Raw genomic sequence first — 22618 nt, forward strand, 5'->3', positions numbered from 1 at the left:
CCAATTCACCGCGTAAAGGAGCAATTTCATGGCACTCGACAGCTACGTCACTCTCGGACGGTCCGGTTTGCGCGTCAGCCCATTCGCACTCGGGGCGATGACGTTCGGAGAGGATCCCGGTGCGGCGGGAACCAGCGTCGAGGAATCTGAGCGCATCCTCGCCACCTACCTCGATCGCGGCGGCAACTTCATCGACACCGCCAATTTCTACACCAACGGGCATTCCGAGAAGATTCTCGGCGACTTCTTCGCCCTCAGCCCGGGCCGTCGCCAGCGTGTGGTGCTCGCCTCGAAATTCTTCACCAATCTGTTCCCCGGCGACCCCAACGGCGGGGGAGCCGGCCGGTCGTCGATCATCGCGCAGCTGCACGAATCCCTGCGCCGGCTGCACACCGACTACCTCGATGTGTACTGGCTGCACAACTGGGACCGGCACACCCCGATCGAGGAAACCATGCGCACGCTCGATGACCTGGTCCGCGCGGGCACCGTCCGCTACCTCGGGTTTTCCAATACGCCGGCCTGGGTCACCGCGCAGGCTCAGACCATGGCACTGCTGCGAGGCTGGACCCCGCTGATCGCACTGCAGGTCGAGTACTCGCTGCTGGCCCGCACGGTCGAAGGCGAACTGGCACCGTTGGCGGCCGATCAGGGAATGGCCCTGGTGCCGTGGAGCCCGCTGAAGAATGGCTTTCTCTCGGGCAAGTACCGCCGAGGCGCCGAGGTGGTCGACTCCGCGCGGGCGGCCTACGTCGGTGGTCCGGACGACGCGCAGTACGACGTCATCGAGACCGTCGCCGATATCGCCGACGAACTCGAAACATCCTCGGCTGCAGTGGCACTCGCGTGGTTGCGGGCCCGCACTGGAACCGTGGTCCCGATCATCGGGGCCCGACGGCTGGCTCACCTGGAATCGAACCTGGCGGGGCTCGATGTCGTTCTGCGGCCAGATCAGCTCACGCGCCTCGACAAGGTGTCCGCGCCGACGCTCGACTACCCCGCGGATCTCAACGGCGCGATGCGGGCGATGCTTCAGTTCGCCGGGACCACCGTCGACGGGCAGACTTCCGGGGTCTACCCGCCGCTGCTGGCCAGCGATGTGCGGTACTGACCAGACAACGCGTCAGTTCGTTTTCGGGACGACCTTCGAGTCGGCGTGGTGCAGTACCACTTTCGCCAACTCGTCGCGGTCGGTGACGTCGAGTTTGGTACACGCGCGATAGAGATGTCCTTCGACGGTGCGCACCGACAGCGTCAGGCGTTTCGCGATTTCGCGGTTCGACAACCCTTCGGCAACCAGCGCGACGATCTCGCGCTCGCGGGATGTCACCGGCAGTGGATGCGCCGCCGATCTGATCGCAGGCGTTGTGGCCCCACCACATTCGGCTGCCAGATGCAGGGCCCGCGCGGCCGATTCGGTGCCTTGCCGCCGTTGCCCGGCGCGGTCGTGCAGGGGCGCGGCCTGCGCGGCGGAATCCGCGGCCGACAACAGCAGTCCGGCCTTCTCGAATTCCGCGCTGACCGCATCGAGCGCCTGCCCGTCGGAGGCAGCGACCGCCGCGGCGTGGCGGGCGTAGATGGCTGCCACCGGGCCGTCGACGCGTTGTGCCAGTGCGGCAAGGCGCCTCGCGACCGTGCGGTCGCCAAAGCGTGCCGCATGGTGCAGCGCTTCGGCAGCAGCGGCGTACTGGCCCGAGTTCTCTGCGAGATCAGCAGCGGCGCAAGCTAATTCGATCGCTGCACGGTCATGGCCCTTAGCCGCGGCCAGCCACGATCGCGCAACAAGCCGTTGCGGCTCATGCAGTGCCATGAACGCCCCGGAGTGCTCTGTCGCGTCGTCCAGCACCCGTTCGGTCTGCTGTGACCTGCCCAGCGCGGCGTAGGCCCGGGCCAACAGCAGCCGTGCAGGTAGTCGCCAGGGCAACGAGGCCTCGGTGGTGAGCGCTGCCAACGCCTGTTCGATGGACGAAATGGCTTGCGGGAAGTGCCCGCGGTACGTGGCGACCAATCCCGCGATGATCTTCGCGATCGCCCACCCCGCGAACTGGCCCGGTGACGAGAAGTCGACGTATTCGGCTGCCCGGCGGTCGGCCAGATCCAGCTGACCGACGTAGGTCAACGCCAGCACGTCGCAGTACCGAACCATGATGCGGATCATGCCGTCGGTGGCCTTCTGTTCGGCGCGGCACCTGGCAGCGATCGGTTCGAAGTCGCCTCCGCGCCCGGCGACCGGCATGGCCAGTCCCGCACTGAAAGCGGCGAATTCGAATGCCTGGTCGGGTGCGCTGGTATCGGCGAGGATGCGCTCGGCTGCGGCCAACCCATCGGCAATTCGGTTCTCGTGCACTGCCAATGCCGATGCGGTCGCATCGACGATCAGTCTGAGGCTGGGATGGGTGACTCGCTCGCACAGCACGTCGAGCACTTCATGCGCCCGGGTGACATCGCCCATCGACCAGAAGAGCAGGGAGAGACGGGGAATGCCCCACTGGACGAGTTGCAATTCGTCCAGACTCGCGGGGTCGAAGCGAGCGAGGATCTCGTCGGCCTGCATCGGGTGGCCTTGCCACAGCAGCGCCCGCGACAAGAGCGCGGCCGCCCGTAGACCGCCACCGCATTCGAGCGCGGTGCGGGCCAGCTCTTGACCGAGCGGCAGGTTGGACAGGAACATCGCGTCCTTGGCCGCGGCGACGACAAGGTCGGTGTCCACGGGCTGATCGCTGTCGACGTAGAGCTGCGCCAGTCGAATGCGGCTGACGGGCGTGTCCAGTTTGCGGTCGCGAAGGACCTGCACGAGGCGGCCTCTGAGCTTGCGTGCCACCCCGGTTCGCACGTGACAGCGGATGACGTCTCCGTACAGCGGGTGGCTGAACCGGGCGTTGACGATTCGTGCGCCGTCGGGGGCGAGTCGGATCAGCCCTTGCGCCTCGGCGGCGTCCACGGCCTGCTCGCCGGCCAGCTCGTAGAGCGCGTCGATGTCGAGTGGCTCGCACAGTGCCAACAGCGTCAACGCATTGACAACATCGGCGCCCGCGTGATCGAGCCTCGACTTCATCAGCGCGGCCAAGCCCGACGGCACCACTGTGCGGCCGCGCCATTGCCACACGCCGTTGACCTCGGCCAAGGTACCGGCCTCCAACGCGCCTTCGACCAGATGCCTTAGGAATAGCGGATTTCCGCCCGATGCCTCCCACATCACGTCGGCGCTCAAGCCCTCCAGCGTCCCACCGAGGACCGATTCCACGAGCGCGATGCTCTGCTGCTTGGAGAACGGTAGGAGCTCGAAGCGTTCCAGGTAACCGTCTTTCCACAGTGAGGTGACAGCGTCTGGCACCGGCTCGCCGCTGCGGACGATCGCCACGATGTGTCCAGCCCGATCGACGGCGATCTGGTGGAGCAGCATCGCCGATAGTTGATCGAGCAAATGCGCGTCGTCGACGCCGATTACGGTGCTTTCACCGTCGAGGACGGAGGCCCGGGCCGACGCGATGAGGGCAACCGGATCGCGTGAGGCCAGTGGGTTCACGCATGACGCGAAGGCGCCGAGGGGGATGTTCCGTGAGGATTCGGTGCATGCGGCCCAGCGGACATTCGAACGCAACGACGTCGTGACGGTGCGGGCCAGCGTCGTCTTACCGACCCCTGCCGCGCCCACGAGGACGACGCCACAGGTGTCGGTGGCGGTCAGCGCCGATCTGATCGCATCGTGTTCGGCACGGCGCTCCAGTAGCTGCCAATGGCGTGCCACGTTAAAAGTGTAGGCGTCAATATCACCGGCCACGCGAGAAGAAGCGCAACGCAGCCCGACCGTCAGCAATTCCGGATCGGGTGCATGCCGCGCGACCAAAGCTGCCGATAAGCTGTGATGTAGCTGAAGAATTCGCTGATCGACTCGTACCGTCGGCAACTATTCGTCGGTACCCCTGCGGGCTTCGGTGGTTCGGCACCCATACGAGTAGTGACTACTCGCGATTCTCGTCGTTCGCAGCCATACGTTGCGAGGGTATCGACCGATACGAACCACTTCACCAAGGAGAAAAGTGACATGTCTACCTTTCTGTCGGGATCCGCCGGGATCACCCGCGGCGCGTCCACCGTGGCGAGCCGAGCTAAAACCGGAATGGTCGGAATGGCGGCTCTGCCGTTGACGATGTTCGGATTGGCACTTGGCGCGCCGTATGCGCACGCGCAAACCCAAACGGAGATCGATCAACACGTCAAGGAGTCACTGGTCTACATCTCGACCGAGTACTCCGGGCAGGTCTACGTCCCGGCGTCGGCCACCACCGACGGCCACGGCTTCTGGTCGAAAGTGATCAAGGCCGACTTCTCCTGCTCGGGGGTGATCGTGGATCCGGCCGGATACATCGCCACCGCGGGCCACTGTGTCGATCCCAACAACGCAGAGGTCAAGCAATCCATACTCACTCAGCTGTACTTGGATTCGGGCGAAGACATCGACACCGCAACCAAGGACGCGGACAACGCCTTTTCCGAGGAATGGCAGATCGAGGGACAGCAGCCGGGTTCGCCCATCGATCGCAGCGTCGAGGTGATCCAGCCTGAAGGGCAGGGCCGCGTCATCGACCACTTCGTGACCGCCCAGGTCGTCGACTTCCAGAAGTTCGACGACGGGGACAACGCGTTGATCAAGGTCGCCAACCAGCCCGCGCTGCCTGCGTTGCCCGTCGCCGACAAGGCCCCCGCTCCGGGCACCGGCCTGACCTCGGCCGGATTCCCCGGTGACATCGGCGAGAACATGGACCCGTCGCGTCTGCAGGAACCCAGCTTCAAGGACGGCTCGGCCTCGAGCCAGCAGGTGACCCCGAGCGGCGCGGCGCGAACCGAGATCAGCGCCGCCATCTCCGGGGGCATGAGCGGGGGTCCGACAGTCGACAACACGACCGGCCAGGTGGTGGGGCTCAACGACTTCAGCCTCTCGGGGGAGAACCAGCCGTTCAACTTCGTCACCGATGCCGCCGCGCTCCGGGCCTTCCTCGTCAAGAACAGTGTGCAGTTGGTGACCCCGGCCGCACCGGCGAAACCCTTCCCCTGGCTGTGGGTCGGGATCGGTGGCGGACTGGCGGCGGTACTGCTCGTCGTCGCACCGGTGCTACTGGTGTTGCGGCGCAGGGCAAAACGACGCAACGTGCCGCCGGTCGACGCCGGCCAGATGCCGCAACCGGCACCGCAGCAGGCCGTCGCGCCCATGCCTCCGGTGGTCGCTGTCACCGAACCGCAAGTGGTCAGCCACAACCACGACCACGCGGCGTAACCAGGTGTGAACCAGAGGACGCGCGCCGAAACTACGCTTTGTGGCCCGATTAGGGCAGCACGACGTCACAAAGCGTAGTTTCGGCGTGTCAGGTGAAGGCCGCGCGGAACGCTTCCAGCGCTACGACGCTGTCCCCGGACGCGTAGGCCTCCATGCCGATGGTTCCGGTATATCCGATGTCCCGCAATGCTTTTGCCACGGCAGGGTAATGAATCTCGCCGGTGCCCGGCTCGCACCGTCCGGGCACGTCGGCCACCTGGACCTCTCCGATCGCGGTGCCGGCCCTGCGGACGAGCTCGACGAGATTACCCTCGCCGATCTGGGCGTGATAGAGGTCGAGCATCATCTTGACATTGGGGTGCCCGACCGCTTCGATCAGGGCCAGCGTGTCCTTGGCGCGTGCCAGGGGTACCCCCGGATGGTCGACCACGGTGTTGAGGTTCTCCAGGCAGAAGGTCACGCCGGCGTCCCTGCCGAGTTCGCCGAGCGCTTCCAGGCCACGCTGCGCGGCGAGCCACATCTGACCGGTTGGGCGGTGCTGCGGGCGGGCGGCTCGGCCGTCGACGAGCTCGCCGGGGTGCACCACCAGAAGCGGAACGCCAAGCACCGCTGCGGTTTTGATGGCTTGCTCGGCGGTCCGCACCACTTCGCGAGCTCCCTCGCGATCGTAGAGATCGCCGTGCAGGTACCCCGTCATCGACGAGAACCGGGCGCCCGTGGCGGCGAGCGCGTCGAGATCCTTGTCGTGAAAGCTCCAGATCTCCACGGCGAAACCGAGGTCCGCGATGCGTCGGGCACGCTCGGCGATGCCGAGATCGGTGAACACCATCTCGGCGCATACGGCCAGTTCGAAACTCATGCGGTGACCGCCTCGGTGAGTGCCACGGGGGCGCCGGTGCGTACGGATTCTGCTGCTGCCAAAGCGGTTTCGAGTGCGACACGGGCGTCGTGGCCGGTGACGGAGGGGGCGGCGCCTGCGGCGATGCTGTCGACGAAGTGGGCGAATTGAGCGACGTAGGCATCGTGGAAGAGCTCGGTGTTGAGCTTGCCTGCCTGGGCCGGCTCGCGCCCGGCCAGCAGTACGCCGTTGGAGCCGAAGATCTCTCCGCGCACGTCGTAGCCGTACACCGCCTGGAAACTGGCCTCGGCAATGCCGAACGCGCCGTTGTCGAAACGCAGCTGGACCACCGAAGTGTCCAGGAACCCGGCGTCGGCGAACTGTGGATGGATCAGCGCGGCGGCCTGTGCGTACACCTCGGTGACCCGGGCGCCGGGATTGAGCCAGCACAGCGTGTCGAAGTCGTGGATCAGGGTCTCGTTGAAGATCGTCCACGGTTTCACCCGCGCCGCCACGTCGGCGGTGATTCCGGGGTCGCGGGTCAGTGAACGCAGCAACTGTGGTGTGCCGATGTCGCCCGCCGTGACGGCCTCGTGGGCGGTGGCGAAGTCGCTTGCGAAGCGACGGTTGAACCCCACCTGCAGTGCCACGCCGGCGGTCTCGGCGGCGCGGATCGCCCGGTCGGCGTCATCGAGGGTCAGTGCCATCGGCTTCTCGCAGAACACGTGCTTGCCGGCCTGCGCGGTGGCGACCACGAGATCGGTGTGGGTGGCGGCGGGGGAGCTGATGACGATGGCGTCGATGGTCGGGTCGGCGATCAGCTCGGTCGGGTCGGCGTAGGTCCGTGGCGCTCCAATCGACTGTGCCGCTTGGATGTTCGGATCGGCGACGGCGACCAGGGACGCGCCGGGTACCCGGCAGGCAAGTGACTCGGCGTGAAACCGCCCGATCCATCCGGTGCCGATCAGGCCGAAGCGAATGGGGTTTGACATGGTGGACTCCTGAGCGACTAGAACGTTCTAGAACTGTGACGAGTAAAACCTGTGTCGGCAGGTTCGTCAAGAAATTGCTAGAACGTTCTAGACTGTCGCCATGCGGGATCGACCCACGTTGCAGGACGTCGCCGAGCGGGCCGGGGTATCCCGGGCCCTGGTGTCCATCGTGATGCGCGACGTGCCGGGTGCGAGCGAGGCCACCCGGGCTCGGGTGCGTCAGGCTGCCGACGAGATCGGGTACCGACCGGATCCGCGGGCCCGGTTGCTGCGCTCGCAGCGCTCCAACCTGCTCGGCGTGGTGTTCACTGCGGGACAGGAATTCCATGCCGGGCTGGTCGACGGGGTGTACTGCGCTGCCGAGGCGCACGGTTACGACGTGCTGCTCAGCTGTGTCACCCCGCACCACGGGGAAGCCAAGGCCGTCGGGACGCTGCTCGACGACCGCTGCGAGGCACTTCTTTTGATCGGCAGCGAGTTGCCTGTGCGCGACCTCTCCGATCTCGATGACCGGCTGCCGGTGGTGGCGTTGGCGCGCAAGGTGCGCGGCGTGGACGCGGTGCGCAGCGATGACGTGGTAGGCGCCGGCCTGGCGGTGGATCACCTCGCCGAATTCGGGCATATCGCCATCACCTACCTCGACGGTGGCCGGGCGCCCGGGGCTGCCGAACGGCGTAAGGGTGTCCGCCGAGCGGCTGCGGCGGCCGGTGTCACGGTCACGACCGTCGAAGGTGGCATCACCGAACAAGCTGGAGCAGCCGCCGCGACGGCCCTCCTCGGCGCTGGATCACTGCTACCCACAGCGGTTTTCGCGTTCAACGATCGCTGCGCGCTCGGCTTCGTCGACGTCGCCATACGCGCGGGTATATCAGTGCCGCAAGAGGTTTCGGTCGTCGGCTACGACGACAGCCCGTTGGCCGGCCTGGCCCACGTGGACCTGACCACCGTCGGGCAGGACACCGCTCAACTTGCCGAACTCGCCGTGAGCCGCGCGGTCGAACGCATTGACACGACGAGCGACCGAGTCGACATGGTATGTGAGCCCAAGCTGGTCGTGCGCGGCTCCACTGCACCGCCGCGGTGAGCTGGCGGGGCTTCCGGGCCCGCGCAGCTGACGCGCGCACACCGCAGTGGCTCCATGTTCCGAGTCTGGGTTGACAAAACTATACTCAGCGGGTGATGGTGTTCTGACACGCACCGGCACCGGAGGGCAGCATGGCATCGCTCGACGACATCGTGAATGCAACTGGCGGACTTGACTGTTGGCAAGCCGGCCAACGGGTGCTGGGCACGCTGCGTTTCACCGACCTGCGCGCGACATCCCGTGACTCCTCGACCGCGGCGCGATAACTCAGCCAATCCGATGGCTTTACTCAAAGGAGAATCCCGTGCAGCATCTGGTACTGACCGAATTCGGAGAGCCCGAGGAGTCCGTTCAGCTGGTCGACGGCGCTGATCCGGCTCCGGGGCCGGGGGACGTGGTGGTGCGGATGGAAGCCGCGGCGATCAATCCCTCGGATCTGCTGTTGATTGCGGGACGCTACCTGGCGCGCCCCGCCCTGCCCGCCACCGTCGGCGCCGAGGGTGTTGGCATCGTCGAGGCGACGGGGCCAGGCGTGGACGGCGCTCTCGTCGGACGGCGGGTCATCGTCCTGCCCACCTTCAAGTACGGCACATGGTCGCAGAAAGTGGTTGCGGCCCAGGATGATGTCGTCGTGGTGCCGGGGCAGGATCCTGCACAATTGGCGATGTTGTCCATCAACCCGGTGACCGCCCACCTGTTGCTGGAGAAGATCACCAGCCTGGAGATCGGGGACTGGGTGGGGCAGACCGCCGCCAACTCCGCAGTCGGTCAGCACGTGATCACGCTGGCCAAGCGCCGTGGCATCAAGACACTCAACGTCGTTCGGCGCGCCGATGCCGTCGACGACGTCCGCCGCGCCGGCGCAGATGTCGTGTTGGTCAGCGGACCGGATCTAGCGGCAGACATCACCAGGGAACTGGGCGAGGAGAAGCTGCGCCTGGTACTCGACCCACTGGGTGGTACGGCCGTGGCCCCGCTGACCTCCGCGCTGGGATTCGGCGGGTCCGTCGTCAGCTACGGCAGCCTGACCGGAGCGCCGGCGGGTTTGACGTCGGCCGACCTGTTTCAGCGCGAACTCCGCCACACCGGGTTCTGGCTCGGCAACTGGTATTTCCGGTCACCGACCCGAGAGATCAGGGCCGTGCTGGGCCACTTGGCCACCCTGGTGGCCGACGGCCAACTCCACGTTCCCGTCGAAGCGACTTACCAGCTGAGCGACTATCGCAAAGCCTTTCAGCACGCTCAGACAACGCAACGCGGCGGGAAAGTCCTGTTCGCGTTCAACTGACACGGCACCATCACGACGAGAGGAACACACCTTGACCGCCACCACGGGAACGGCCAACCCGATCCTTGTCACCGGCGCCACCGGGCGTCACGGCAACACCGGGGAACACCTGGTACGCCGACTCCGCGAGGCGGGCCACCCGGTCCGGATCCTGGCCCGCCGGCGCACCGAGCGAACCGAGCAGCTCGCGGCGTTGGGCGCCGAGATCGCGGTGGGCGACCTCCATGATCGCCGCACCCTGGTACCGGCCCTCGCCGATGTCGACTTGGCCTACTTCACCTATCCGATCGACTCCGGCGTGGTCACCGCGGCGTCGAACTACGCTGCCGCCGTGCGGGAAGTGGGCCGCTCACCGCGCACCGTGGTGATGTCGATGGGGGCCGCACATCCGGACAGCCCGTCGAATCTGGGTCGCGCCCAGTGGCTGGCCGAGCAAGTTCTGGACTGGGCCGGCCTCGATCTGTTGATCCTGCGGGTCGCGGCCTTGTTCCACGAGAATCTGGTTGTCCTGCACAGTCGTTCGGTCCGGGAGGACGGGGTCATCCGCAACTCGTTCGGCACGGGGAAGATCCCGTGGATCAGCGGGGCTGACGCCGCGGAGCTGGCGCTGGCCGCCCTACTGCACCCTGAACGGTTCACCGACACCGTCTACTTGGCGAAAGGCTCCGAGGAGCACAGTCACGTCGAGATCGCCGATCTGCTCACCGAATCCTCGGCAGGCACGATCCGCTACGAGCCCATCAGCCAGGACCAGTGGCGTGACGAACTGCTGGCGCTGTCCCGAACAGCGGATGCCGGCGCGGTCAATACCGCTATGGCGCAGCATATTTCGGCGGTGGGTCAGATGGTGGCCCAGAGCGGCCGGAGCCTTCCGGCCGATCCGGATGCTCTCCGTGCGCTCACCGGTCGGGAGCCGGCCACCATACGGGAATTCCTGCTGAGCAATCGGGAGGCGTTCGCGACCACCTAGCGCACCGGCAAGCCCGCCGCCCGGTACACCGCATCGACAGTAGCCATATTGGCCACCGCGTCGTCGGTGCCGAACGGCAATGGTGTGCCGTGCTCGACGTGCGCGGTGAACGCTTCCAATTGGTAGCTGTAACTCGGCCGGGTGCCCAGATGCTTCACGGTGGTGCCGGCGGCGGTGGTGACCGACAGTCGGTCGTCTTCGGCGGGATGGATGAAATCGTGCACAAACGCGTCACCGTCGGTGCCGGTGATGCGCAACGTGAACGAATAGTTCTCGGCCACCATCGAATTCGTCGACAGGCCACGGGCGCCGCCCGGGAACGAAAACTCGGCGGCGCAGCGCGCGTCGACGCCGGGACAGCGCTGCTCGGCGTGTGCCTGCACCACCGAGGGCGCACCCGCCACGCCAGGCACGCCAAGGCGCCCGAGGGTCCGCATGATGTGCACGGCGTAGCAGCCCAGGTCCATGACCGCCCCACCGGCCAGCTCCAGGGACCAACGCGGGTCGTCGGGAGTTGGCGCCGGCATCGCCATCCGGACCTCGACGGAGCGGATCTCGCCGAGCGTGCCGTCGGCCGCCAGGCCGAACGCGGTTTGCGTCACCGGGTGGAACGCGTAGTGAAATCCCTCCAGCACGGGGATCCCGGCCGCCTGTGCAGCGTCGGCGACCCACCGTGCCTCGGCCTGGTTGCGGGCGAACGGCTTTTCGCTGAGCACCGGCTTGCCTGCCGCGATCGCCGCCAGATTCCACGGTGCGTGTAACGCGTTGGCCAGCGGGTTGTAGATCATGTCGACCTCGGCGTCGTCGATCACGTCCTTGTACGAGTCGAGTGTGCGTTCGACGCCGTACTTGTCGGCGAAGGCCTCGGCGCGGCCGCGGTCCCGGGCAGCCACGGCCACCAGCCGGTGACCGAGTTCGGCCGCGGGACCGACGATCGCCAACTCCGCGATCCGGGAAGCGCCCAGAACGCCGATCCTCATGCCGTCACGGATTTGAGGTACGCGACGCTGGTGCGCACATCGCGGACCGGTCCCTCGTCGGTCGGTTCGCCGTCGAGGATGGTGTCCTGCTCCATGACGAACCAGCCGTCGAACCCGTTGTTCCGCAACACCGAAACGATTCCGGCGATGTCGATGTCCCCGGTGCCCAACGGCGTGTACATGCCTGCGCGCACCGCGTCGGTGTAGGTGAGCTCGCCCGATTGCACGCGGGCGGCCAGGGCGGCGTCGACATCCTTGAGGTGCGTGTGCTTGACGCGGTGCGGCACGGATTTCGCCAACTCGAGCGGGTCGGTTCCGCCGATCAGCAGATGGCCCGTGTCCAAGCACAGCGGGATGGCTGAGCCGGCGAGCACGCGGTCGACGTCGCTGCGGGTCTCCACCATGGTCCCGACATGCGGGTGCAGCACCGCGAGCAGGCCTGCCGCGGCAGCCAGGTCCGAGAGCCGGTCCAGATTGGCCAGCAGGGTGGCCCACTGGTCGTCGTCGAGTACCGGTCGCGAGTCGTAGCCGTCGGCTCCGGTGGCAGCGGCCAGCACCACGACACCCGCACCGGCCGCCCGCAAGGAGGCCACCGGCCCGGCCAGATCGTCTGCCGGGTCGTGGCTCGCGTCGTGCAGCACCACGGGGACGAATCCGCCGACGCACGAAAGGCCCTGTGCATCAAGGACAGCGGTCAGCTCGGCCGGATCGGCGGGCAGAAATCCGTCGGGTCCCAGCTCCGTCGCGCTCAGCCCGGCGCCGCGCATCTCGGCCAACACCCGGTCGCGGTGCAGCTGATGGCCCCATCCGGGAACCTCGCAGACGCCCCACGAGATCGGCGCTCCCGCTACTTTGATCCCCCGGTTGCTTCGCTCCTGCCCGCCGGTCTTGATCGCGCTCATGCGTTCCGAACCTCCTCGATGCGCACCGGAACCCCTCGCCGCAACGATTCGGTGGCCGCTTCCGCGAGCCAGGCGACCTCGACGGCGTCGGCCACGGTGGCTCCGGGAATCGCTGCGCCGTTGACCACCGAGACGAAAGCGGCCAGCTCGGCACGGAACGCGTCGGTGAAGCGGTCCATGAAGAAATGATGGTAGGGGCCGGTCGGAAAGTCGTTGTGGGGGTCGGTGTTCCGCATCGGCACACCCTGATCCCAGCCGGCCACGACGGTGTCGTGGAAGCCGTGCACCTCCAGCCTGCAGTCATAGCCGCGCGCGTTGTACCGCGCCGCAGAGACGATGCCCATGGCCCCGCCATCGAACGTCACCACCACCGCGGCGGTGTCGACGTCGCCGTACTGAGTGAACCGCGGGTCGCCCTGATTGGTTCCGGTGGCATACACCTGCACAGCGTTCTGGCCGGTGATCCAGCGCAGCACGTCGAAATCGTGTACCGCGCAATCGCGGAAGATGCCACCGGATCCGGCGATGTACTCCATCGGCGGCGGGGCCGGATCCATGGTGGTGCTGCGCACGGTGTGCAGGGGGCCCAGAGAGCCGGAATCCACCGCCTGTTTGGCCGCGGCGAACGCAGCGTCGAACCGCCGCTGGTAGCCCACCTGGACCGGAACCCCGGACTTGGCGATCACGTCGGCCACGTGCGCGCTCTCGGCGGCCGTTGCGGCTATGGGCTTTTCGCAGAAGGTCGGCAGGCCTCGGTGCACGGCGGCCAGGGTCAGCTCGGCATGCGCCGGTGTCGCGGCGGCGACGACCACGCCGTCGACACCGGAATCGAGCAGGTCTTCCACTGAATCAGCAGGCGTCGCACCGTGTTTGGCGGCTACGGCAGCCACCACATCGGGCCGCTCGTCGGCGACGACCAGCCGGTCGATGCCGTCGAGGCTCGACAGCGTGTCGACGTGGAAGGCGCCGATGCGACCCAGTCCGATCACACCGAGTGTGGTCATGGGATTCTCCGTTCGTTCTGTGCGGCGAGGATGGTGTCGAGTTCGTCGGCGTCGAGATCGTCGGCCAGCGCGGCCAGCACGGTGTCGACCTGGCTGGGTGGGGCCAGACTGCCGATGGGTTGATCGTGGTCGAGATTGGTGGGGAAGGCGTAGCCCTCGGCCGTGGCGTTGACGACGTTGGCCAGCTCCTGCTCCGAGCGCCCGGACTTCTTCATGGCCAGCAGCGCCGGGTACACCGCGCGGACCATCGCGGTGCGGTCCAGCGATTCCATCGCCCGGCCGAACGGGGACGAGATCTGCAGCAGGTTGGCCATCCGCCGGATGTCCGGCGAGGTGTTGGCACCGGCCCCGTGATAGAGCGCGGGGTTGAAGAACACCGCGTCCCCCTTGGCCAACGGAATCTGCACCTGGTGCGCGGCAAAGAAGTCGATGAACTCCGGCCGGTAGAACGCGATGTAGCCGGCCTCGAAGCGTTGCGAGTACGGCAGCAGCATGGTCGGGCCGCTCGCCAGGGGCATGTCACAGTGAGCCACCGCACCTTGCAGGGTCAGCGCGGGCGAGAGCCGGTGCAGGTGGGCCGGATAGTTGGCCAGCTGGTCGGGGCTGACGAATCCCAGGTGGTAGTCGCGGTGCGGAACCTGTGCTGCCCCACCGGGATTGACGACGTTGACCTGGGAGGTCACCTGATAGCGCGGACCCAGCCAGGCTTGCGACACCAGCGCGAGCGTGTCGTTGGCGTAGTACTCGGCGAACACAGTGGGGGAGTGCAATGCCAGCTTCTGCGCTGCGTTCCAGATGCGGTCGTTGGCGCCGGCCTTGCCGAAATGGTCGCCCGCGGCGGCGCCCTCGGCGTGCTGGGCTTCGATCAATTCCGTGAATGCGGCGCTTGCGGCGTCGATCACCGCGTGGTCGAACGCGTCGGTGAACACGACCACACCGGGACCGTCGGTGAGCGCTTGGATCAGCTCGGACTGCGGGGCCTTACGGTCGGTGGGTGCGGATGCCGCGTACACCGGCACGTTCGCGCGGATGTCCACGGCGTGCGGGTAATCGGCGGGATCGGTTTCGCGGGACACCTGCTCACGGAAATCGTCGAGCGAACAATCGGATTCGGTGATCCACGGGCGATGGACGGTGGTCAGTCGAGCGGCCATGACAGACAGTCTTGCGGTGTTCTGTGACACAATCAACGGCAAAAAGCCATCAAAAAACCATCACCTTTCCCGGCGAGCAGACACTGGGGTCCGCGAAGGGCGGCGTGTCGCGTACCGCAACGACTGCTCGCGAGAAGAAGGAAGCGAGAGGCCCACATGGCACACCGGTACAAGGTGCGCGAGATCGCGCAACAGTGCGGGCTGAGCGAGGCCACCGTCGACCGCGTCCTCAACGACCGGCCGGGAGTGCGGGAGAACACGCGCGCCGAGGTCCGGCAGGCGATCGCGGATCTGGACAAGCAGCGGGCACAGCTGCGGCTCAACGGACGGCGTTTCCTGATCGACGTGATCATGCATACGCCGCAACGGTTTTCCGATGCCTTCCGGGCGGCGGTCGAGGCCGAACTGCCGGCGTTCGCCCCGGCGCTGGTGCGTGCGCGGTTTCACCTGTGGGAATCGGGGACGACGGCGCAGATGGTCGATGCGCTGACGCGCGTCCGCGCCAGCCACGGGGTCATCCTCAAGGCGCAGGACGAATCCGCCGTGGCCGAGGCGATCGACCGGCTCGTCGGCTCCGGCGTACCGGTGGTCACCTACGCCACCGACGTGCCGACGAGCATGCGGTGCGGTTACGTCGGGATCGACAATCACGGCGCCGGGCTTACGGCGGCCTATCTGGTGGATCAGTGGCTCGGCGGCGCCGCATCGGACGTGTTGATCACCGTGAGCCGCACGGTGTTCCGCGGCGATGGTGAGCGCGAGATGGGGTTCAGGTCGGGCCTGCGGGCGTCGGGTCGGGCCGTCGTCGAGGTCACCGACAGTGACGGTATCGACGTGACGACTGAACGCCTGGTGTTTGACGCGCTGCAGCGGCACCCGTCGGTCCGCGCGGTGTACTCGCCAGGGGGCGGCAACACCGCGACCCTGGCGGCTTTCGACAGGCTCGGCCGCGATTGCAGCGTCTTCATCGCCCACGATCTCGATGCGGACAACCGGCGGCTGCTGCGCGACGGCAGGATCTCGGCGGTGCTGCACAACGACCTGCGTGCCGATGCCCGCACCGCCGTGCGGCTGATCCTGCAGCAGCACGGCGCTCTACCGGCCGAACCCGCCAAGCCGACGCCCATCCAGATCATCACGCCGTACAACCTGCCGTGATCATCGAATTGTTCAGCTCACAGTCCGTCCCGCTAACATTTCGCCCCACGGCCACGCACGTGCGCCCAGACCATATAGACCAGCCCGGGGGAGATCCGCTCGATGTCGAAACAGCTCGTCCCGGGCGTGACCGTGCTGGGGAACCTGGCGATCGACGTCATCGACGGCGCGCCGCCCAGTCCGGGTGGTTGTGCGTCATTCGCCGGGGTGGCCCTCGAGTCGGCCGCAGGCATGCGGCACATCGTGGCGATGGGTGCCGAGGCAGACCATGAGCTGTTCGACGGCGTGCTGGACCGCTTCGGGTCGATGGTGCGGTTCCTTCCCGCGGACCGGACGAGCGGCTTCCGCCTCGATTACGACGACACCGATCACCGGCACATGTCGGTCGACGCGGTCGGACCGGTGTGGACGCCTGCCGACATCGACGCCGACGATCCGCAGACCACCTGGATTCACCTGGCCCCGCTGCTGCGCACCGATTTCCCGGCGGACACGCTCGCGCACCTCGCTGCCCGCGGGCACCGTATCGCCTATGACGGCCAGGGGCTGGTCCGCGCAGACAAGCTGGGCCCGCTGATCCAGGACCGGAACTTCTCGCCCGATCTGCTGCGTCATCTCGATGTGCTCAAACTGGCCGAGGACGAGGCCGTGATCGTCGCCGACGGACCGTTCGACGCAGCGGTCGCCGAACAGCTCGGTGTGCCGGAAATCGTGGTCACCTACGGCTCCGAGGGCTGTGACATCTATACCGACGGCACAGTGGTCCGCGTGCCCGCGGCCTGGCGAGTGATGGGTGTGCAGACCACCGGGGCCGGCGACATGTTCACCGCGTGTTACGTCGCCAACCGGGCGGCGGGGGCAGGCCCCTGCCGCGCCGCCGAACTGGCCAGTGAGCTCGTGGCCCGCGAGCTCGACAAGCGTGTTCAGGTGGCGCCCGAACTGTAGGGACGGCGCGCCGGCCAAGTGCTAGCCTACAGCTACTCATCGGTAGCTTTTCCTTAGAGAATGACATTCTCCTCGACGTGACGAATACCACAATTCTGTCTCACTTCAGCGAGGTCACGTCACTGAACAGCACCTTCGTTCAATGATCGCCCGCGTGTCGGGCTACGCCGTGGTAAAGGCCAACCTAAGAGCAGTGCAATAATCGGTACTGCTAGTGACATCAAAATTTGGGTGCGCGCCGAACCGACGGCGCACCACTGAGGACAGTGCCGTTTGAAGCTAATGAGTGAGGCGGCCAACAGCGTGAAAGGCGGGAGCCGTGGGTGACAACGGCAACGGCACCGGAGCCGCGCCGAGGCAGAAGCTGGAGAAAGTCGTCATCCGGTTCGCCGGTGACTCCGGCGACGGTATGCAGCTGACCGGTGACCGCTTCACCTCCGAAGCGGCGCTCTTCGGCAATGACCTTGCCACGCAACCGAATTACCCCGCCGAGATCCGCGCGCCACAGGGCACGCTGCCCGGTGTGTCGTCGTTCCAGATCCAGATCGCCGACTACGACATCCTCACCGCCGGTGACCGCCCCGACGTGCTGGTCGCCATGAATCCGGCCGCTCTCAAGGCCAATGTCTCCGACTTGCCTCGCGGTGGCCTGATCATCGCCAACTCCGATGAGTTCACCAAGCGCAACCTGGCCAAGGTCGGCTATGACAGCAACCCGCTGGAAACCGACGAGCTGTCCGACTACGTCGTGCAGTCGGTTGCGATGACCACGCTGACGCTCGGAGCGGTCGAGGCGATCGGCGCGACCAAGAAGGACGGTCAGCGCGCGAAGAACATGTTCGCGCTCGGGCTGCTGTCGTGGATGTACGGCCGCGAGCTGGAGCACAGCGAGACCTTCATCCGGGAGAAGTTCTCCCGTAAGCCCGAGATCGCCGAGGCCAATGTGCTGGCGCTGAAGGCGGGCTGGAATTACGGCGAGACCACCGAGGCTTTCGCGACCACCTACGAGGTGTCGCCGGCCAAGCTCGACTCCGGCGAGTACCGGCAGATCTCTGGCAACACCGCGCTCGCCTACGGCATCGTCACCGCGGGACAGCTGGCCGGCATCCAGGTGGTGCTGGGCACGTATCCGATCACGCCGGCGTCGGACATCCTGCACGAGCTGTCCAAGCACAAGAACTTCAACGTCCTCACCTTCCAGGCCGAGGACGAGATCGCCGGCATCGGCGCGGCCATCGGTGCCTCCTATGGCGGTGCGCTCGGCGTCACCAGCACCTCGGGCCCGGGCATCTCGCTCAAGTCCGAGGCCATCGGTCTCGCGGTGATGACCGAACTGCCGCTGATCGTCATCGATGTGCAGCGTGGTGGCCCGTCGACAGGTCTGCCCACCAAGACCGAGCAGGCCGACCTGCTCCAGGCGCTCTTCGGACGCAACGGCGAGTCGCCCGTTGCGGTTCTGGCACCGCGGTCACCGTCGGACTGCTTCGAGATCGCGGTCGAGGCCGCGCGCATCGCGGTGAACTACCACACCCCGGTGATCATCCTGTCCGACGGCGCGGTGGCCAACGGCTCGGAGCCGTGGCGCATCCCCGACGTGACCAGCTACCCGCCGATCGAGCACACCTTCGCCGAGGAAGGCGAGCCGTTCCAGCCCTACGCCCGCGACCCGGAGACCTTGGCGCGGCAGTTCGCCGTCCCGGGCACCCCCGGCCTCGAACACCGCATCGGCGGCCTCGAGGCTGCCAACGGTTCGGGCAACATCTCTTACGAACCGAAGAACCACGACCTGATGGTTCGGCTGCGCCAGGAGAAGGTCGCCGGTATCGCGGTGCCCGATCTCGAAGTCGACGATCCGAGCGGCGACGCCGACCTGCTCATGCTGGGCTGGGGGAGCAGCTACGGGCCGATCGGTGAAGCCTGCCGGCGCGCGCGGCGCAAGGGCATCAAAGTTGCCCAGGCGCATCTGCGTTACCTCAACCCGTTCCCGGCCAACCTCGCTGAGGTGCTCAAGCGCTACCCCAAGGTCGTGCTGCCGGAGATGAACCTGGGCCAGCTTGCCCTGCTGCTGCGCGGCAAGTACCTGGTCGACGTCCAATCGGTGACGAAGGTCGAGGGCATGGCCTTCCTGGCCGACGAGGTCGAGGGCATCATCGATGCCGCGCTGGACGGCACATTGAGCGAGAAGGAAAGTGACAAGGCCAAGTTCGCGCGGTTGGCGGCGGCCACTGTCGAGTCTGTGGGAGCGAGCGCATGACAACAGCGAGAAGCGAAGCGGATCGCGCGTCGAACCAGTTTGTTGGCACGGACCTGGGATTGACGGCCGGCCTGACCAAGACCGCCCTGGTGCCCACCACGGACACCCCGCAGAAGGGCAAGGACTTCACCAGCGACCAGGAGGTCCGCTGGTGCCCCGGATGCGGTGACTACGTCATCCTCAACACCATCCGCAACTTCCTGCCCGAGCTGGGGCTGCGGCGCGAGAACATCGCGTTCATCAGTGGCATCGGCTGCTCCAGCCGCTTCCCGTACTACCTGGAGACCTACGGTTTCCACTCCATCCACGGCCGTGCCCCGACCATCGCGACCGGTCTGGCGCTGGCCCGGCCGGACCTGTCGGTCTGGGTGGTGACCGGTGACGGCGACGCGCTGTCGATCGGTGGCAACCACCTGATCCACGCGCTGCGCCGCAACATGAATCTCACGATCCTGCTGTTCAACAACCGGATCTACGGTCTGACCAAGGGTCAGTACTCACCGACGTCCGAGACCGGCAAGGTCACCAAGTCGACACCGATGGGCTCGCTGGACTACCCGTTCAATCCGGTCTCGCTGGCGCTGGGCGCCGAGGCGACATTCGTCGGGCGCGCGCTGGACTCCGACCGCAAGGGCCTGTCCGAGGTGCTGCGTGCCGCCGCCGCCCACCGCGGCGCGGCGCTGGTCGAGATCATGCAGGACTGCCCGATCTTCAATGACGGTTCTTTCGACGCGCTGCGCAAGGAGGGCGCCGAGGACCGGCTGATCAACCTGCGCCACGGCGAGCCGATCACCTTCGGTGCCGACGGCGAGTACTGCGTGGTCCAGTCGGGCTACGGCCTCGAAGTGGCCAAGACCGCCGACGTGTCCGCCGAGCAGATCGTGGTGCACAACGCCCAGATCGAGGATCCGGCGTATGCGTTCGCGCTGTCGCGGCTGTCCGAGCAGAACCTCGAGCACATGGTGATGGGCATCTTCCGGCAGGTCGCCAAGCCGACCTACGACGACGCCGCCCGCGCACAGATCAGCTCGGCGCGCGAGGCCAAGGCTCACGACACGGCTGCCCTGCAGGCGCTGTTGCGCGGTAAGGACACCTGGACGGTCGACTGACCGTCTAACCTGCTCCTCGCGTGCGCCCGTCTTGAGCGCTCCTCGCGTGCGCGTGCGCTAACGTCACGGGCGTGACATCGCCCGTGCCGTTGGCTGCAGTGGTCCTCGCGGGTGGAGCGTCCCGCCGCATGGGCCGCGACAAGGCCACACTCCCGTTCGAGGGTTCGACGCTGGTAGAGCGCGTGGTCGCCGCGGTCAGCGTGCGCTGTTCACCCGTGTTCGTCATCGCCGCCCCCGGCCAGCCGCTACCCGATCTGCCCGCAGAGGTGCTGCGCGACGAGATTCGCGGCGTCGGTCCGCTGGTCGCGACCGGGCGTGGGCTGCGCGCGGCTGCCGACGCCGGCCGGGAGCTGGCCTTCGTCTGTGCGGTCGACATGCCGTATCTGTCTGCCGAACTCATCGATGAGCTGGTCGCCCCGGCTGTCCGGCTCCATGCCGACATCGTCCTGCCGTGGGACGGTCGCGATCACTACCTCGCGGGCATCTACCGAAGTGCGCTCACCGACCGCATCGCCCAGTTGGTGGCGGCCGGAGAACGCAGTATGCGGGCACTGGCGGAATCAGTCGACACTCAGAGGGTGGTCTTCGACGGCGAGCAGCCCGCCCTGACCAACGTGAACACCACCGCAGACCTGCCGTGACGGGTCCCGCACCGAGTGGTCTGCAGGTCAGCAAATAACGAATTAGCACGCTTATATTGCTGAATTTATCGTTTCGATATTTTTCATAAATTTTCTGTTCATATTCGATGCGCACCTTTTGCGAATGGCAATGGGTCTCTTGATCGGCGGTTGATCTGGAGGCGCATGAAAGTTGTTGTACCGCTGACGATTCGGGCTACTTGACGCGATCTCCTCAAGCTAGCTGCCAAGGGCAGGTTGCCCAAAACGGTCGAAAAAGGCCCGTTGACCGTGCTGTCTAAGAGACTCTGAGAATCAGGGGCGTGGCTGCGTGCCGCGTGAACCTTGCCAGCGCGGTCGAAATGACTGCAGCATAAGGTCTTAACCCTGTAGCTCGAGCATCGCCCGATCGTGCGCCGGCGCGGTGTGATGCCGAAATCGCTGTGCCGCAACGAGTTCCGCGGCCGATTGGCCAGCGCTGCCTGCGTGCCCGCAGCGAACAAATTCGAGTGCCCGACGTTTGTAACACTCGTCAATGGCACTGACCAGTCGTTTTGCGTCCATCCCATGGGTGCGCGGTCGGTTTTCCTGCGGTTTTCCCGTGGCTCAGGTCACAAAATACCGGTGATATGCGTCACTTTGTGCTGGTAGAAGGTTTACCGGACGAACTCGGAGAAATGCAGAGTTGACCTGCATAAACGAATCTCTCATCGTCCCGTGATCTGACCGTTATCTTTCCGCGATCGGTTCTAGATCGATATGACTTCGCTTCGAGACCTTTGTACGGTCCCTAGCGGCTCCAAAACGGAGCAAACAATTCCAAAACCAAGAACCTGCGTGTGAGCGGGGCCGCGGCGGCGAGAGCGCCCATGCGGAGGTCAGGTGTCACACCGGCCGGGCGTTTCGGCCCCCCCTTTCGTGCCCGACCGAGACGGCACGAACCAACTCCTCCGGCCTGTCACAGGCTGCCGCACCCGCGTGAGCGGGTGTGGGTGGCGCGCGCTTGGCGAAAGGAACGAAGTGAAGAACATCCGCAAGACGTTCGGAATGGCCGCTATCGCCGGAGCCCTCGCAGTGGCTCCGATGGCGCTGGCCTCCGGCACCGCCAATGCGGACAGTGTCAACTGGGACGCCGTTGCAGCCTGCGAATCGGGCGGTAACTGGTCGACCAACACCGGCAACGGGTACTACGGCGGCCTGCAGTTCACGATGAGCACGTGGCGCGCCAACGGTGGCTCCGGCTCGCCTCACAACGCGTCGCGCTCGGAGCAGATCCGCGTCGCCGAGAACGTGCTGCACTCCCAGGGCATCGGCGCATGGCCGGTGTGCGGCCGTCGCGGCTGATAACGCGCACGCCAGACGCTTCACCAGGAGCGGTGCCCGGAATCATCCCGGCACCGCTCCTTTTTGCTCAGCAGGCCCTCCGGTTGCTCTGGCCTCAGAAAAATCTTCAGCCTCCCCTGTAACGCGTGAATTTGGTCACACGATGCAAACAGTGACCGCACAGATGCAAGATCGTGACCTTGTTGGTGTGCGTCCTGGAGTCGAAGGTCGGGGAAGGACCACGATGAGCACCATCCGCAGGGCATTGATCAGGGGTTTTTGGCTCACAGTCGGCGCTGCGGGACTGATGCTCGCCGTATCCACGGCGACCGCGGCTGCCGACACCGTCAACTGGGACGCCATCGCCGCATGCGAATCGGGCGGCAACTGGTCCACCGACACCGGGAACGGCGCGTACGGCGGACTGCAGTTCAAACCGGCCACCTGGGCCGCCCACGGTGGCGTCGGTTCTCCGGCCACGGCGTCGCGCGAGGAGCAGATCCGGGTCGCCGAGAACGTGCTGGCCACGCAGGGCCTGGGCGCCTGGCCGAAATGCGGCGCGCAAGCCGGAGCACCCGCCGACTGGGGTGCCCCGGCGCCCGCGGCCACCAGCGGATGTGCAGCCGTCCGGCCCGGGTCGGTGCTGGGGATCCTGGACCTGCGCCGGCTCTGCTCGACCCTGCTCGATCCGCTGGCCTCGCTCGGCGCACCCCGCTGAGGCC

The 22618-nt window shown here is 66.5% G+C and carries 20 protein-coding genes; 13 read left to right on the forward strand and 7 right to left on the reverse strand.

What is annotated here, in order from left to right:
* Positions 1-28 precede the first annotated feature (28 nt).
* Positions 29-1111 carry an aldo/keto reductase gene (locus tag RMCB_RS18815; protein ID WP_062829997.1) on the forward strand — a complete coding sequence of 361 codons (1083 nt, stop codon included), beginning with the start codon at positions 29-31 and terminating at the stop codon, positions 1109-1111.
* Positions 1112-1123: 12 nt separating this feature from the next.
* Here RMCB_RS18815 and RMCB_RS18820 read toward each other — a convergent pair whose 3' ends face one another.
* Entirely contained in the window at positions 1124-3748 is a 2625-nt protein-coding gene (locus tag RMCB_RS18820; protein ID WP_062829998.1) for a helix-turn-helix transcriptional regulator, read from the reverse strand.
* A gap of 297 nt (positions 3749-4045) precedes the next feature.
* Here RMCB_RS18820 and RMCB_RS18825 point away from each other — a divergent pair, with 297 nt between their 5' ends.
* Positions 4046-5275: a S1 family peptidase gene (locus tag RMCB_RS18825; protein ID WP_084388548.1), complete on the forward strand. Its 1230-nt coding sequence runs from the start codon at positions 4046-4048 to the stop codon at positions 5273-5275.
* Between the two features lie 88 nt (positions 5276-5363).
* Here RMCB_RS18825 and RMCB_RS18830 read toward each other — a convergent pair whose 3' ends face one another.
* Both RMCB_RS18830 and RMCB_RS18835 read right to left on the reverse strand, forming a co-directional pair.
* Positions 5364-6134 carry a TIM barrel protein gene (locus tag RMCB_RS18830; RefSeq protein WP_062830000.1) on the reverse strand — a complete coding sequence of 257 codons (771 nt, stop codon included), beginning with the start codon at positions 6132-6134 and terminating at the stop codon, positions 5364-5366.
* Positions 6131-7105, reverse strand: a complete 975-nt coding sequence (locus RMCB_RS18835) for a Gfo/Idh/MocA family oxidoreductase (protein ID WP_062830001.1) — start codon at positions 7103-7105, stop codon at positions 6131-6133. Before RMCB_RS18835 ends, RMCB_RS18830 begins: the two co-directional genes overlap by 4 nt.
* A 100-nt stretch (positions 7106-7205) precedes the next feature.
* On the opposite strand from RMCB_RS18835, the gene RMCB_RS18840 reads away from it, so the two are divergent.
* From RMCB_RS18840 to RMCB_RS18850, 4 genes are all read left to right on the forward strand, one after another.
* Positions 7206-8189, forward strand: coding sequence for a LacI family DNA-binding transcriptional regulator (locus tag RMCB_RS18840; protein WP_062830002.1), 984 nt, complete (start codon positions 7206-7208; stop codon positions 8187-8189).
* Positions 8190-8320: 131 nt separating this feature from the next.
* Complete coding sequence (locus tag RMCB_RS36850) at positions 8321-8455, forward strand: hypothetical protein (protein ID WP_264028647.1); 135 nt, start codon at positions 8321-8323, stop codon at positions 8453-8455.
* Positions 8456-8493: 38 nt separating this feature from the next.
* Positions 8494-9477, forward strand: coding sequence for a zinc-dependent alcohol dehydrogenase family protein (locus RMCB_RS18845; RefSeq protein WP_029367344.1), 984 nt, complete (start codon positions 8494-8496; stop codon positions 9475-9477).
* Between the two features lie 31 nt (positions 9478-9508).
* Positions 9509-10447 (forward strand): NmrA family NAD(P)-binding protein, encoded by a 939-nt coding sequence (locus tag RMCB_RS18850; protein ID WP_062830003.1) that lies wholly within the window; start codon positions 9509-9511, stop codon positions 10445-10447.
* On the opposite strand, the gene RMCB_RS18855 is transcribed toward RMCB_RS18850, so the two are convergent.
* The 4 genes from RMCB_RS18855 to RMCB_RS18870 are packed head-to-tail and all read right to left on the reverse strand — an operon-like array spanning position 10444 to position 14487.
* Positions 10444-11427: a Gfo/Idh/MocA family protein gene (locus RMCB_RS18855; RefSeq protein ID WP_062830004.1), complete on the reverse strand. Its 984-nt coding sequence runs from the start codon at positions 11425-11427 to the stop codon at positions 10444-10446. The two genes, RMCB_RS18850 and RMCB_RS18855, sit on opposite strands and share 4 nt — an antisense overlap.
* On the reverse strand, positions 11424-12329 hold the full coding sequence (locus RMCB_RS18860) for a sugar phosphate isomerase/epimerase family protein (protein ID WP_062830005.1): 906 nt from the start codon (positions 12327-12329) through the stop codon (positions 11424-11426). The genes RMCB_RS18855 and RMCB_RS18860 overlap by 4 nt, the downstream gene beginning before the upstream one ends.
* Positions 12326-13333 (reverse strand): Gfo/Idh/MocA family protein, encoded by a 1008-nt coding sequence (locus RMCB_RS18865; protein ID WP_062830006.1) that lies wholly within the window; start codon positions 13331-13333, stop codon positions 12326-12328. Before RMCB_RS18865 ends, RMCB_RS18860 begins: the two co-directional genes overlap by 4 nt.
* The gene (locus tag RMCB_RS18870; protein WP_062830007.1) at positions 13330-14487 is read right to left on the reverse strand and encodes a phytanoyl-CoA dioxygenase family protein; all 1158 of its coding nucleotides are present in this window, start codon (positions 14485-14487) and stop codon (positions 13330-13332) included. Before RMCB_RS18870 ends, RMCB_RS18865 begins: the two co-directional genes overlap by 4 nt.
* Positions 14488-14643: 156 nt before the next feature.
* Between RMCB_RS18870 and RMCB_RS18875 the strand changes: the two genes are divergently transcribed.
* The 7 genes from RMCB_RS18875 (at position 14644) to RMCB_RS18905 (ending at position 22614) form a co-directional block, all read left to right on the forward strand.
* Positions 14644-15645, forward strand: a complete 1002-nt coding sequence (locus RMCB_RS18875; RefSeq protein ID WP_062830008.1) for a LacI family DNA-binding transcriptional regulator — start codon at positions 14644-14646, stop codon at positions 15643-15645.
* Positions 15646-15747: 102 nt separating this feature from the next.
* On the forward strand, positions 15748-16590 hold the full coding sequence (locus RMCB_RS18880; protein WP_234792180.1) for a carbohydrate kinase family protein: 843 nt from the start codon (positions 15748-15750) through the stop codon (positions 16588-16590).
* 319 nt (positions 16591-16909) lie between these two features.
* Positions 16910-18844 carry a 2-oxoacid:acceptor oxidoreductase subunit alpha gene (locus tag RMCB_RS18885; RefSeq protein WP_062830010.1) on the forward strand — a complete coding sequence of 645 codons (1935 nt, stop codon included), beginning with the start codon at positions 16910-16912 and terminating at the stop codon, positions 18842-18844.
* Positions 18841-19953: a 2-oxoacid:ferredoxin oxidoreductase subunit beta gene (locus tag RMCB_RS18890; protein ID WP_029367333.1), complete on the forward strand. Its 1113-nt coding sequence runs from the start codon at positions 18841-18843 to the stop codon at positions 19951-19953. The genes RMCB_RS18885 and RMCB_RS18890 overlap by 4 nt, the downstream gene beginning before the upstream one ends.
* 71 nt (positions 19954-20024) lie before the next feature.
* The gene (gene mobA, locus RMCB_RS18895) at positions 20025-20594 is read left to right on the forward strand and encodes a molybdenum cofactor guanylyltransferase (protein ID WP_072278499.1); all 570 of its coding nucleotides are present in this window, start codon (positions 20025-20027) and stop codon (positions 20592-20594) included.
* 999 nt (positions 20595-21593) lie between these two features.
* Positions 21594-21917, forward strand: a complete 324-nt coding sequence (locus tag RMCB_RS18900) for a transglycosylase family protein (protein ID WP_062830011.1) — start codon at positions 21594-21596, stop codon at positions 21915-21917.
* A gap of 223 nt (positions 21918-22140) precedes the next feature.
* Entirely contained in the window at positions 22141-22614 is a 474-nt protein-coding gene (locus RMCB_RS18905) for a transglycosylase family protein (RefSeq protein WP_062830012.1), read from the forward strand.
* Positions 22615-22618 lie beyond the last annotated feature (4 nt).

This window comes from Mycolicibacterium brisbanense (genome assembly GCF_001570425.1).
In the GTDB taxonomy this organism is placed as follows: Bacteria; Actinomycetota; Actinomycetes; order Mycobacteriales; family Mycobacteriaceae; genus Mycobacterium; species Mycobacterium brisbanense.